The sequence below is a fragment of the Ruegeria arenilitoris genome (assembly GCF_013030265.1).
Classification (GTDB): domain Bacteria; phylum Pseudomonadota; class Alphaproteobacteria; order Rhodobacterales; family Rhodobacteraceae; genus Ruegeria; species Ruegeria arenilitoris_E.
Genome location: NZ_WPZQ01000004.1, coordinates 203,388 through 215,493 on the forward strand (window position 1 = coordinate 203,388; position 12,106 = coordinate 215,493).

The 12,106-nt window shown below is 56.5% G+C and carries 11 protein-coding genes; 4 read left to right on the plus strand and 7 right to left on the minus strand.

Going from position 1 to position 12,106, the window contains the following annotated elements; translation table 11 throughout:
- Nucleotides 1-46: 46 nt before the first annotated feature.
- The 4 genes from GOX61_RS08685 to acs all read right to left on the minus strand — a co-directional run bounded on the left by GOX61_RS08685 (nt 47) and on the right by acs (nt 4,961).
- Entirely contained in the window at nt 47-1,831 is a 1,785-nt protein-coding gene (locus tag GOX61_RS08685) for a sodium:solute symporter family protein (protein WP_170332916.1), read from the minus strand.
- 5 nt (nt 1,832-1,836) lie between these two features.
- Nucleotides 1,837-2,121 carry a DUF4212 domain-containing protein gene (locus GOX61_RS08690; RefSeq protein WP_155138626.1) on the minus strand — a complete coding sequence of 95 codons (285 nt, stop codon included), beginning with the start codon at nt 2,119-2,121 and terminating at the stop codon, nt 1,837-1,839.
- Nucleotides 2,122-2,305: 184 nt separating this feature from the next.
- Nucleotides 2,306-2,989, minus strand: coding sequence for an adenylate kinase (locus GOX61_RS08695; protein ID WP_170332918.1), 684 nt, complete (start codon nt 2,987-2,989; stop codon nt 2,306-2,308).
- Nucleotides 2,990-2,996: 7 nt separating this feature from the next.
- On the minus strand, nt 2,997-4,961 hold the full coding sequence (gene acs / locus GOX61_RS08700) for an acetate--CoA ligase (protein ID WP_170332920.1): 1,965 nt from the start codon (nt 4,959-4,961) through the stop codon (nt 2,997-2,999).
- Between the two features lie 429 nt (nt 4,962-5,390).
- Here acs and dctP point away from each other — a divergent pair, with 429 nt between their 5' ends.
- From dctP to GOX61_RS08715, 3 genes are read left to right on the plus strand one after another with little or no spacing between them, the layout of a single operon-like run.
- Nucleotides 5,391-6,407: a TRAP transporter substrate-binding protein DctP gene (gene dctP, locus GOX61_RS08705; protein ID WP_155138622.1), complete on the plus strand. Its 1,017-nt coding sequence runs from the start codon at nt 5,391-5,393 to the stop codon at nt 6,405-6,407.
- Nucleotides 6,408-6,466: 59 nt separating this feature from the next.
- Nucleotides 6,467-7,096 (plus strand): TRAP transporter small permease, encoded by a 630-nt coding sequence (locus tag GOX61_RS08710; protein ID WP_155138620.1) that lies wholly within the window; start codon nt 6,467-6,469, stop codon nt 7,094-7,096.
- Nucleotides 7,097-7,099: 3 nt separating this feature from the next.
- Entirely contained in the window at nt 7,100-8,503 is a 1,404-nt protein-coding gene (locus GOX61_RS08715) for a TRAP transporter large permease (protein ID WP_155138618.1), read from the plus strand.
- A gap of 50 nt (nt 8,504-8,553) precedes the next feature.
- On the opposite strand, the gene GOX61_RS08720 is transcribed toward GOX61_RS08715, so the two are convergent.
- From GOX61_RS08720 to rocF, 3 genes are read right to left on the minus strand one after another with little or no spacing between them, the layout of a single operon-like run.
- Nucleotides 8,554-9,597, minus strand: a complete 1,044-nt coding sequence (locus tag GOX61_RS08720) for an ornithine cyclodeaminase (protein ID WP_170332922.1) — start codon at nt 9,595-9,597, stop codon at nt 8,554-8,556.
- 6 nt (nt 9,598-9,603) lie between these two features.
- Nucleotides 9,604-10,524, minus strand: a complete 921-nt coding sequence (ctlX, locus tag GOX61_RS08725) for a citrulline utilization hydrolase CtlX (RefSeq protein WP_170332924.1) — start codon at nt 10,522-10,524, stop codon at nt 9,604-9,606.
- The gene (rocF, locus tag GOX61_RS08730) at nt 10,524-11,444 is read right to left on the minus strand and encodes an arginase (RefSeq protein WP_170332925.1); all 921 of its coding nucleotides are present in this window, start codon (nt 11,442-11,444) and stop codon (nt 10,524-10,526) included. The genes ctlX and rocF overlap by 1 nt, the downstream gene beginning before the upstream one ends.
- A gap of 86 nt (nt 11,445-11,530) precedes the next feature.
- Between rocF and GOX61_RS08735 the strand changes: the two genes are divergently transcribed.
- Nucleotides 11,531-11,959 (plus strand): Lrp/AsnC family transcriptional regulator, encoded by a 429-nt coding sequence (locus tag GOX61_RS08735; RefSeq protein WP_155138610.1) that lies wholly within the window; start codon nt 11,531-11,533, stop codon nt 11,957-11,959.
- Nucleotides 11,960-12,106 lie beyond the last annotated feature (147 nt).

The window sequence follows — 12,106 nt, forward strand, 5'->3', positions numbered from 1 at the left end:
GTCGAAAGACGCGGCCCTTGGAAAGTAGCCAGAGGCCGCATCATGCTCAATGGTCCTGAGCTGCGCCCGCGCCACGGGGAATGCGGATGCTTTCGACCATATCTTTGATCTCCTGTGGGGTCTCCTTGGTCATGCCGGAAACTACATAGGCGACGCCGAAGTTGACCATTGCACCGATCGCGCCGAACGAGGTCGATTTGATCGGACCCAGCAGCGGGTCAGCATCGGTGAACGAGTTGGTGCCCGGAATGAACAGCCAGCCCTTGTGCAGGAAGATATAGACCAGTGTGACGGTCAGACCGGCCAGCATACCCGCAACCGCGCCGGTGTTGTTGATGCGGGTCGAGAAGATCCCCATCATCAGCGCCGGGAAGATCGAGGCCGCCGCCAGACCGAAGGCAAGTGCAACCGTCTGCGCCGCAAAGCCCGGTGGGTTCAGACCCAGGTAGGTTGCGACAACGATTGCCACGGCCATTGCGATCCGCGCCGACAAAAGCTCGCTTTTTTCCGAGATTTGCGGATTGATCGCGCCCTTGATCAGGTCGTGGGACACAGCCGACGAGATCGCCAGCAACAGACCCGCAGCGGTCGACAGAGCAGCCGCAAGACCACCGGCAGCGACCAGACCGATCACCCAACCCGGCAGGTTGGCAATTTCGGGGTTGGCCAGAACCAGGATGTCGCGGTTGAACTTGGTCAGCTCGTTCCCGACCCAGCCTTTTTCTTCGGCAAGCGCCTGCATGTCGGCATTTTTGTCGTTGTAGTACTGGATCTTGCCGTCGCCGTTCTTGTCTTCCCAGTCCAGCAGACCGGTTTTCTTCCACGTGGCCATCCAGTCATAACGCGCGTCATTGTCGATCTGTTCGACCTTCACAGCACCGCCATCAATGCCACCATTGGGCCACATCATGTCGGTGATGTTCAGACGAGCCATTGCGCCAACCGCAGGTGCGGTCAGGTACAGCAGCGCGATGAAGACCAGCGCCCAGCCAGCGGACCAACGTGCGTCAGATACTTTCGGTACGGTGAAGAAGCGCATGATTACGTGCGGCAGACCGGCGGTACCGATCATCAGCGACAGCGTAAACAGCACCATGTTCAGCGTATTCGAGTGGTGGGCAGTATAGTCGTTGAAGCCCAGCTCGGTCACAATGGCGTCCAGTTTGGTCAGCAGTGGCTCACCGCCGGCAGTATCACCAAACAGCCCCAGAGCGGGGATCGGATTACCTGTCAGCTGCAACGAGATGAAAATGGCCGGGATAGTATAGGCGGTGATCAGTACGCAGTACTGAGCGACCTGAGTATAGGTCACGCCCTTCATCCCGCCAAACACCGCGTAGGCAAACACAACGCCTGCACCAATCAACAACCCTGTGGTGTTTGACACTTCGAGGAAGCGGCCAAAGGCCACGCCAACGCCGGTCATCTGGCCGATCACGTAGGTCACGGAAGCTACGATCAGGCAGATTACCGCAACGATGCGCGCGGTCTGACTGTAAAAACGGTCGCCAATGAACTCTGATACCGTGAATTTGCCAAACTTACGCAGGTAAGGAGCAAGTAGCAGTGCCAGCAGAACGTAGCCACCGGTCCAGCCCATCAGGAACGAGCTGTTGTCATAACCGGTAAAGGCGATGAGGCCAGCCATCGAGATGAACGAAGCCGCAGACATCCAGTCCGCCGCTGTCGCCATACCGTTGGTGACCGGATGAACGCCGCGCCCGGCGGCGTAGAATTCCGATGTGGAACCCGCGCGGGCCCAGATCGCGATGCCGATGTATAGCGCAAAGGACGCGCCCACAAACAGCAGGTTGATTGTAAACTGGTCCATTCCGCTTACTCCTCGTCCACGCCGTATTCTGCGTCCAGCTTGTTCATGCGCCAGGCGTAGTTGAAGATCAGCACTAGGAAGACCAAAATCGATCCCTGCTGGGCGAACCAAAAGCCCAGATCGGTGCCGCCTACGGGGATACCTGACAGCAGCGGACGCAGCAGGATGCCGAATCCAAATGACACCAGCGCCCAGATGATCAGGCTGATGACGATAAGGCGCAGGTTGGCCTGCCAATAGCCCTTATCGGACTCGGCAGTCTGCGCGGAGTTTGTTGATTGATCCGCCATTGCGGGTTCCTCCTTGCTTCCTCCTTGGGCGACCCTTTGTCCATTTCCTCCAGCGCGCAGGGCCGCTTTTCGATATGCCGAATGCCCGGGTGGCATCAGGCAAGACTTCTCTGGTCCGCCAAGGCGGTTCCTTTGAAGTTTTCCTTTAGGAATTCGGCCCTTATTCAGGGCGGGCCGACTTCCCTTAGTTCATCGCGTCGTTGACGATCCTTTCCAGATTGCCTGCGATGTCGTTGATATTGCCCATGGCGTTCAGGCCTTTCAGAACCCCATGATCTTGGTAGTAAGTAATCAGCGGCGCGGTCTGCGCGTGATAGGCCGCCAGACGCGATGCAACTGTCTCAGCGTTGTCATCGGCTCGGCGCTTGAACTCGGTGCTGCCGCACTTGTCACATTCACCTTCGACAGTCGGGACTTTGAACGTGTCGTGATAGCCTTCACCGCATCCGGCGCAGGTGTAACGGCCCGAGATACGGACCACCATTTCAGCGTCTTCAACTTCAAGGCTGATAGCTGCGTTGATCTTCTGGCCTGTTTCCGCCAGCAGCCCATCCAGTGCCTCGGCCTGAACCGTGGTGCGCGGGAAACCGTCCAGAATGACGCCCTTGGCACAGTCCGGTTCAGCCAGTCGATCCCGCAGAATAGCGATGACGATCTCGTCACTGACCAGATCACCGGCCTCCATTACCGCCTTCGCGGCTTTGCCAGCCTCTGTCCCGGCCGCAACAGCGGCGCGCAGCAGGTCCCCGGTGCTGAGTTGCACCAGACCGAACTTGTCTTCAAGCATCCGCGCCTGTGTACCCTTCCCGGCGCCCGGAGGGCCGAGAAGGATCAGAACAGCGGGTGTGGTGATCGTGGCAGCGTCCATCACATCCTCACTTGTTCGCACGGTTTTCAATCAGATCTTCGACTACCGAGGGATCGGCCAAGGTCGAGGTGTCACCCAACGAGCCAAAGTCGTTCTCGGCGATCTTGCGCAGGATGCGGCGCATGATCTTGCCCGAGCGGGTCTTGGGCAAGCCAGGGGCCCACTGGATCACGTCAGGCGAGGCAATCGGGCCGATCTCGGTCCGGACCCAGGTGCGCAGTTCTTTCAACAGCTCATCCGAAGGTTCACGGTCGTTCATCAAAGTGACGTAGCAGTAGATACCTTGTCCCTTGATTTCATGTGGGTAACCAACCACAGCGGCCTCGGCCACAGCGGCATGTGCGACCAGAGCGCTTTCGACCTCGGCAGTGCCCATACGGTGACCTGAGACGTTGATCACGTCGTCAACACGGCCGGTGATCCAGTAATCACCATCCTCGTCACGGCGGCAGCCGTCACCGGTGAAATAGTAGCCTTTGTAGTCTGAGAAATATGTCTTCTCGAACCGCTCGTGATCTCCCCAGACGGTGCGCATCTGGCCGGGCCAGCTGTCTTTGATACACAAAACACCTTCGACGCCATTGCCGTTGATCTCGACGCCGGACTGAGGGTCCAGAACTACCGGGACAATGCCAAAGAAAGGTTTCATTGCCGAGCCGGGCTTCATCGCGTGGGCACCGGGCAGGGGGGTCATCAGGTGACCGCCAGTTTCCGTTTGCCACCATGTGTCAACGATCGGGCAACGTCCACCGCCAACCACTTCGTTATACCAGTTCCACGCCTCTGGATTGATCGGCTCGCCGACTGTGCCCAACGTGCGCAGGTCGCTCAGGTCGCACTTCTCGACCCACTCGTTGCCTTGTCCCATAAGAGCGCGCAACGCAGTTGGAGCGGTATAGAACTGGTTCACCTTGTGCTTTTCGCAAACTTGCCAGAAGCGCGAGGCGTCCGGATAGGTGGGTACACCTTCGAACATCAGTGTGGTCGCACCGTTGGCCAGCGGGCCATAGACGATATAGCTGTGGCCCGTGACCCAGCCAACATCCGCGGTACACCAATAGATGTCACCTTCATGGTAATCGAACGTGATCTCATGCGTCATCGCCGCATAGACCAGATATCCGCCGGTCGTGTGGACGACACCTTTGGGCTGACCGGTCGAGCCTGAGGTGTAAAGGATGAACAGCGGGTCTTCGGCGCTCATCTCGGCCGGCGCGCAATAGTCATCCGCCTCAAGCGCCATTTCGTTGTAGTCATAATCGCGACCGTCGATCCAGGTGGTCTGGCCACCGGTGCGTTTTACAACCAGACATTTGACGGTGTCCTTGCAGTGCAGCAGCGCTGCATCTGCATTGGATTTCAGCGGGGTTTTACGACCACCACGAGGGGCTTCGTCTGCGGTGATGACAACCTTGGCGTCACAGCCATTGATCCGGGCAGCCAGAGCGTCGGGGGAAAATCCAGCAAAAACAATCGAATGGATTGCGCCGATCCGGGCGCATGCCAGCATGGCATAGGCCGCCTCGGGGATCATCGGCAGATAGATAACGACCCGGTCGCCTTTGCGTACACCCATCGATTCCAGAATGTTGGCCATCCGGCAGGTGCGACGGTGCAGCTCGGCATATGTGATGTGCTGCGCTTCGTCATTTGGATCATCCGGCTCCCAGATGATTGCTGTCTGATCACCGCGGGTTTTCAGATGTCGATCCAGGCAGTTGGCGGAAACGTTCAGCGTCCCGTCCGCATACCAGTTGATTCCAACAGAGCCGAAGTCATAGCTGACATCCTTGACCTGCGTGTAGGGCTTGATCCAGTCCACCCGCTTGCCCTGCTCATCCCAGAACGCCACAGGGTCGTTGATGGAGGCCGCATACATCTCGTTGTATTTTTCAGCGTTGACATGCGCGCGGGCTACAGTGTCGGCGGACGGCGGAAAGGTCGTGGCATCTGCCTGGGCAGCGGTTGTCATTCTGAGGCTCCTCCCTCTGGACTATATTGAACTGGGCCGATTTTGCCTGCTGAACCGGCAATGTCGACCCATATCCTCCCTGGTGGCAATAATACGGAGAGCTGAAAACAATGAAATAAATTACAGATATCTCAGGATTAGTTTGTAAATTAGTTTCATCAAACCTTGAAAATCTGTAAATATAATTTCGTATGATTTGTGGAAATACAATGAAAATAATGACTTGGCTGTAACGGATTTCTAAGGTTGCAATCGGCCTCTCGATATTCAGTAAAAGTCATTCTGGACTCATCTTTTGGTTGTTAGCGTATGACGGTTCCGTTCACCCTTGATCAGGAATGTCACCCGGGGGTTGGCACATACCGATGTTGGCGCTAGCTTTGGGCCTAAGCGCCCCGGCAAGGGGGTGCAGCAATGGGAGAAATCACTATGAAAAAGATGTTGAGCGGCGCTGCTGTTGCCGCTTTGGGTGTTGCGTTCGCGTCAGAAGCCGTCGCAACAGAATGGAACGCCTCAGTCTGGGGTAAGCGCCGCGCATTCACCGAACATGTTGAAAAGCTTGCAGAACTGGTGAGTGAAAAGACCGGCGGCGATTTCACGATCAACGTCAGCTATGGCGGCCTCTCAAAGCCGAAAGAGAATCTGGACGGCATTGAAATCGGTGCGTTTGAGATGGCTCAGTTCTGTGCTGGATATCACCGCGACAAGAACCGTGCCATTACTGTGCTTGAGCTTCCGTTCCTGGGTGTAAACACGCTGGACGAAGAAGTGGCTGTCAGCCACGCAGTATATGATCATCCGGCTGTAAAGGATGAGATGGCGCAGTGGAACGCGCGCATCATCATGACCTCGCCGATGCCGCAGTACAATCTGGTCGGAACCGGTGATCCAAGGGATGAACTGGCAGAGTTCGATGGTATGCGTGTCCGCGCAACCGGTGGACTGGGTCAGGCGTTCGAAGCAGTAGGGGGTGTGCCGACATCCGTACCTGCAACCGAAGCCTACAACGCAATGGAATCCGGTGTTGTTGACACCGTGGCGTTTGCACAGCACGCACATTTGTCGTTCGGAACCATCAACGAAGCAGATTGGTGGACCGCCAACCTGAACCCCGGAACGGTGAACTGCCCGGTGGTTGTGAATATCGAAGCATACGAAGCGCTGTCGCCGGAACATCGTGAAGCGCTGGACAGCTCGATTGACGAAGCCATCGACCATTATCTGGCAAACTATGGCTCGTTGCTCGAGAAATGGGACGGTGTGCTTGATGAAAAAGGCGTTCAGAAAGTCATGATCGACGACGCTGTAATTGCCGATTTCCGCGCCAAGGCAGCAGACCCGATCCGCGAACAATGGATTGCCGACATGTCCGCTCAGGGCCTGCCTGCGCAGGATCTCTATGATCTGGTACAGACGACGTTGCAGCAGCAACGCAGCGGTAACTGATCGACAAAACCCGGGCGCCAGAAGGCGCCCGGTCACTTTCAGAAACAGGGGATTACCGGATGGCAGGACAGGCCACGGTATTGGAAGACGGCAGTCTGCTCAGCCGTCTTGATCGTCGTTTGCTTGGGATTGAGAAGTTTCTTGCCCTTATCAGCGGCCTGGCGGTGTTTGGATTGATGCTGCTGGCCGTGATTTCCGTCAGCGGGCGCAACGCAGTCAATGTGCCCTTGCCGGGTTACGTGGACTGGATCGAGCAGATGATGCCGCTGATTGCATTTCTCGGCATATCTTATGTTCAACGAGACGGCGGGCATATTCGCATGGATATCGTAATCTCTCGGCTGCATGGCCGTGCGCTGTGGTTGTTCGAACTGTTGTCAGTTGTGCTGATCCTTGTTCTCATGCTGGCGCTGGTCTGGGGCAGTTGGGCGCATTTTGACCGGTCTTTTGACTTTGGTGCCCCAATGTGGAGCCGCGACAGCTCGATCGATATCGGCATCCCGATCTGGCCTGCCAAACTATTGGCACCCGTAGCATTTTCGGTGCTGTGTGTTCGCTTGGTTTTGCAAGTGTGGGGATATGGGCGTGCTTTCCTGCTGGGGTTGGAAACTCCGGTTGCGGTGCCGTTGATACAAGACGCGGCGGCGCAGGCAGCTGCCGAAGCCGAGCAGTTTGAAGGGCAGGACTAACACATGGACACGATCGAAATTGGCCTGTGGGTTACAGGCGGCTTGTTGGTTCTTGTCGTCACCGGAATGCGCGTTGCCTTTGCTGCTGGGCTGGCTGGGCTCGTCGGGCTTGTCTGGATTTTCTGGGCCAAGTTTGGTTATGATCCGGACCGTTTCGGAAAGGCGCTTACCGTTGCCGTAAAGACAGCGGGGCAGGTGCCGCATTCCAAGGTGGCATCACATACGCTCAGCCTGATCCCGACATTCATCCTGATCGGATACCTCGCTTATTACGCAGGGCTGACCCGGGCTTTGTTCGAGGCGGCCAAGCGCTGGATTGCCTGGGTCCCGGGGGGGCTTGCGGTTTCGACAGTATTTGCGACGGCAGGTTTTGCAGCCGTGTCTGGCGCATCTGTTGCTACGTCGGCGGTGTTCGCCCGTATCGCAATCCCTGAAATGCTGGATGTCGGTTACAACAAACGCTTTGCGGCTGGCGTGGTGGCTGCCGGGGGTACGTTGGCGTCGCTCATACCGCCGTCGGCAATCCTTGTGATCTATGCGATCATTGTTGAACAGAACGTAGGTATGCTGTTGCTTGCAGGGTTTATTCCCGGCGCATTCTCGGCGCTGATCTATGGGTTGCTGATCGTTGGCATCGCAGTGGTCTTTAAATCCGTGGGTCCGCCAGTCAGAGGGTTCACTTGGAAACAGCGTTTCTCGTCATTACCAGGTGCGTTGCCGATCGTTGCCGTGGTTCTGATCATCATCTGCTTTGTCTATAACCCGTTCGGTGAAGACGCATGGGGTACACCAACGGAAGGTGGAGCCATCGGAGCCTTTATCGTATTCTGTTTCGCGCTGTTTCACGGCATGCGTTGGGCCGAGTTCAAATCAGCGCTGCTAGAGACCGCAAAGCTGACGGCGATGATCTTTGCCATCATCTGGGGCGTTCTGATCTATGTTCGGTTTCTGGGGTTTGCGGACCTGCCGGGGGCATTCTCGGATTGGATAACCTCGCTCGAAATGTCACCGATGCTGATCCTGATCTGCATCCTGCTGGCTTATGCGGTGCTGGGTATGTTCATGGATGCCATCGGTATGCTGCTGCTGACGCTGCCTGTGGTGTATCCGGCTGTGATGGCTCTGAACGGTGGTGAAGCTGTGAGTGCTGCAGAAAGTACCTTTGGTATGTCTGGCCCCATGTGTGCGATCTGGTTCGGCATTTTGGTGGTCAAAATGGCAGAGTTCTGTCTGATCACGCCGCCCATTGGCCTGAACTGTTTTGTGGTTGCAGGTGTACGTCCGGATCTGAGTGTTCAGGATGTCTTCAAGGGTGTCACACCGTTCTTTGTGGCTGACGCAGTTACCATTGCGCTGCTGGTCGCATTCCCGGGTATCGTTTTGTACTTGCCATCCCTTGCAGGGTAAAAAAAAGCCCCGGCCAATGGCCGGGGCGAGTTGCCTGAATGTGCAGGTTCTTATTTTGCCCGCATCAACATTCCATACAGATCACGCGGATCGTCGGGGTCTGCGAGCATATCCAAAGGCTCAAAGAATTCAGTGCCTTCAATGGCAGTTTTGATATAGCGCAGAGCCGAAAAATCTTCGATCGCGAAGCCTACACTGTCGAACAATGTGATCTGCCGATCATCGGTTCGCCCTTTGGCTTGACCCGTCATCACTTGCCACATTTCAGTCACCGGGTGATCGTCATCAAGTGCCTGAATTTCACCCTCAATCCGTGTTTGTTCAGGATATTCCACAAAAATTTCGGATCGCAGCAGAATGTCGCTGTGCAGCTCGGTCTTGCCCGGGCAGTCGCCACCAATGGCATTGATGTGGACGCCGGGTCCGACCATGTTGTCCGTGAGGATCGTGGCATATTTCTTGTCAGCGGTGCAGGTGGTGATGATCTGGGCGCCTTCGATTGCCTCTTCAGCCGTTTTACACGGGACAACCGTGAGCCCTTTGCCTTGCAAGTTGGCCGCGCATTTGGCCGTGGCGTTGGCGTCGATGTCATACAGTCGAACCGTATCGATTCCGCACATCGCCTTGAATGCGAGGCACTGGAACTCTGACTGAGCCCCATTGCCGATCATCGCCATCGTGGTCGCACCCTTCGGCGCGAGATAGCTGCCCACAAGTGCCGATGTCGCCGCCGTCCGCAAAGCAGTCAGGATGGTCATTTCGGTCAGCAGCGTGGGGTAGCCGGTGTAGACATCCGCCAGAAGTCCAAACGCTGTGACGGTTTGCAGCCCTTCCGAGGTGTTCTTGGGGTGGCCGTTGACGTATTTGAACCCGTAGGCCTCGCCATCCGAGGTGGGCATCAGCTCGATCACGCCATGGGGTGAATGCGCCGGGATGCGGGGCGTTTTGTCAAAGCTCTCCCAACGTTTGAAATCGGATTCGATCTGAGCCGCAATTTCGGTGATCACCCGCTCGACACCGATGTGGTGCACAAGTTGCATCATGTTGTCGACGGAAACGAAGGGCACAAGGGCCTTGTCTGATGGTTGCATCATGCACTCCTATCGGCGCGAAAGGTGGATGCCGGCGATCATACACCGCACCGATCCACCTGCTGTTTCAATTGTGGGAACCGAGAGCGGCAGCGGCGTCGCGCTCGCTTCGATTGTTTGAGTCTGTTCGGGTCTGAGCGCTGCAAGCGCGCGGCTGGAAAGCGCAAGGACCAATCCATCGCGTCCCGAGAGCTCGATTGCGTTTCCTGCGAATTCCGCAATCTGTTCGTGGCTGAGATCGATCACTGTTCGCCCGGATTCCTCCAGCCGGTTGCGAACAGTCTGGCGGCGTTCGGTGTCTGCAATCATATCCAGACAAATCAGGGCATAATGCGTTCCAATGCCCATGAGAACATTGGTGTGATAAACGTCACGACCATCAACGTCACGTGCTTCGAATGCGATCGGTTCATAGTTAAAATGCGTGCAAAAGCGTTCAAGCAGGACCGGGTCTGCGCGATTGGATTTGACCGTGTAAGCGATACGCCCCACATGGTCGAGCACCATCGCACCAGTGCCTTCCAGTGCAAGGTCATCTTGTTCCAAACCCGAATAGTCGATCACGTCCTGAACGCGGTACTCCTGTTTGAGCAGCTCGATCACATCCATTCGCCGTTCGCGCCTGCGTGAAGGGACGAACATCGGATAGATTGCTACATGCCCGCCATGATGGGTCGAAAACCAGTTATTCGGAAACACGCTGTCCGGCGTATTGTCCTGACCTTCGTCATCAAAGACATGAACTGTGACGCCTGCTGAACGCAATTGCTCAACAGCGCGATCATGTTCATCCCGTGCAGCCATTGAGGTCGCTTCGATTGAGCGATTGGACAGTGTTTGAAAGGCATTGTCGCCATGCGTTTCGGGATTCGAGGTAAACGCATGTGGACGGATCATCACAACAGCGGGGGGGGCCTGAAGTGACAGCATCAGAAACTCCGCGTCGGGCGGTCAAAGATACGACGGCCAAGCAACGATGCAGCCAAATCGACCATCAGCTTGGCGGTACGGCCGCGTTCATCCAGAAATGGGTTCAACTCGACCAGATCCAGCGAACAGACCAGCCCGCTTTCGTGCAGCAATTCCATGACCAGATGTGCTTCGCGCTCGGTTGCGCCGCCTGGTACCGTTGTTCCAACTGCAGGTGCGATGGCAGGATCCAGAAAGTCCACGTCCAGCGAAACATGCAGAATGCCATTGGCAGCACGAACCTTGTCGAGGAAAGCCAGTAGCGGAGCCTTGATCCCGTGTTCGTCGATGGTGCGCATGTCAGCGAGCATTGCACTGTCTTTTTCCAGTGCTGCGCGCTCTTCCGGGTCCACTGAACGCAGGCCAATCATGCCGACGCGGTCCGTGGGGACCGGCGCGGCTACTTTGGGAAACGCATCAAAGCCGGGTTGTCCCGTGAAATAGGCGACGGGCGTTCCGTGCAGGTTTCCGCTGCCGGTGCTATTGGGCGTGTGAAAGTCACTATGGGCATCCAGCCACAGTACGAACAGGGGGCGATCAATCTTCTGGGCATGAGCCGCGATACCAGTAACGGTGCCCATCGACAGCGCATGATCCCCGCCCATGAAGATTGGGAGGCCTTGCGTTGCGGCTTCCTCAGCGGCGCGACTCAGGGCCTGCGTCCAACCCACACACTCAGGCAGAGCAAACAGATGTGAATGCTCGGGCATATCGACGACATCAGGTCGTGTATCGCCTAGATCTGTGACGGTGTGGCCCAAAGTTGCTAACGCTGCTTCGATACCTGCGACGCGATAAGCGTCGGGACCCATCCGGCAGCCCTGACGCTGTTTGCCGGCGTCCATCGGAGCGCCGATCAGAATGACGTTCTTTTTATCCATACGTTCATTTACCGGCTCAGCATGGGTTGCAGGAAGATAGCAAAATGTTCAAAATGAAACCCTCTCATGCAAATTGGAAAGCACATATGGACGATTTGGATAGTCGATTGCTCAGCGCTCTGCATCGGGATGCCCGTGCCTCGTTATCTGAACTGGCCGAACTGCTGGGTGTGACGCGGACCACGGTGCGCAGCAGGCTTCAACGATTGAAGCAATCGGGCGAGATCGTTGGCTTTACAGTGCTGACCCGCCGCGATGTTGCGGAAAGCCCGGTGCGCGGTCTCATGATGCTTGAGATCGAAGGGCGCGGAACCGAGAGAATTATGGCCAGAATAGCAGCCATGCGGCAGGTGCGGGCAGTACACACGACCAATGGCAGCTGGGACCTGATTGCGGAAATCTGGGCAGATACGTTGGCTGAGCTTGATGAGGTCCTGTTCCAGATACGCCGGATGGAAGGGATTACGCGTTCAGAAACCAATCTGCTGCTGTCGACCCGCAAGGGACGTTATTGACCTCTGCTTCTCAGTTCCTGTCCTTCCTGGCGTGCAGTGCTTTGAAGATCAACGAAATTGTGCCAAAGTTCGGTAACAGGCCGATTTGATTTCAGGGCATATTTTCTGCTGCGAGATCCATTGGTCCAAATGCGGCAGCAGGGCAGG

Bases quoted from the DNA above. Each gene is read 5' to 3' on its own strand.
- GOX61_RS08685 (WP_170332916.1), bottom strand. From the start codon at position 1,831: ATGGACCAGTTTACAATCAACCTGCTGTTTGTGGGCGCGTCCTTTGCG.
- GOX61_RS08690 (WP_155138626.1), bottom strand. From the start codon at position 2,121: ATGGCGGATCAATCAACAAACTCCGCGCAGACTGCCGAGTCCGATAAG.
- GOX61_RS08695 (WP_170332918.1), bottom strand. From the start codon at position 2,989: ATGGACGCTGCCACGATCACCACACCCGCTGTTCTGATCCTTCTCGGC.
- acs (WP_170332920.1), bottom strand. From the start codon at position 4,961: ATGACAACCGCTGCCCAGGCAGATGCCACGACCTTTCCGCCGTCCGCC.
- dctP (WP_155138622.1), top strand. From the start codon at position 5,391: ATGAAAAAGATGTTGAGCGGCGCTGCTGTTGCCGCTTTGGGTGTTGCG.
- GOX61_RS08710 (WP_155138620.1), top strand. From the start codon at position 6,467: ATGGCAGGACAGGCCACGGTATTGGAAGACGGCAGTCTGCTCAGCCGT.
- GOX61_RS08715 (WP_155138618.1), top strand. From the start codon at position 7,100: ATGGACACGATCGAAATTGGCCTGTGGGTTACAGGCGGCTTGTTGGTT.
- GOX61_RS08720 (WP_170332922.1), bottom strand. From the start codon at position 9,597: ATGATGCAACCATCAGACAAGGCCCTTGTGCCCTTCGTTTCCGTCGAC.
- ctlX (WP_170332924.1), bottom strand. From the start codon at position 10,524: ATGCTGTCACTTCAGGCCCCCCCCGCTGTTGTGATGATCCGTCCACAT.
- rocF (WP_170332925.1), bottom strand. From the start codon at position 11,444: ATGGATAAAAAGAACGTCATTCTGATCGGCGCTCCGATGGACGCCGGC.
- GOX61_RS08735 (WP_155138610.1), top strand. From the start codon at position 11,531: ATGGACGATTTGGATAGTCGATTGCTCAGCGCTCTGCATCGGGATGCC.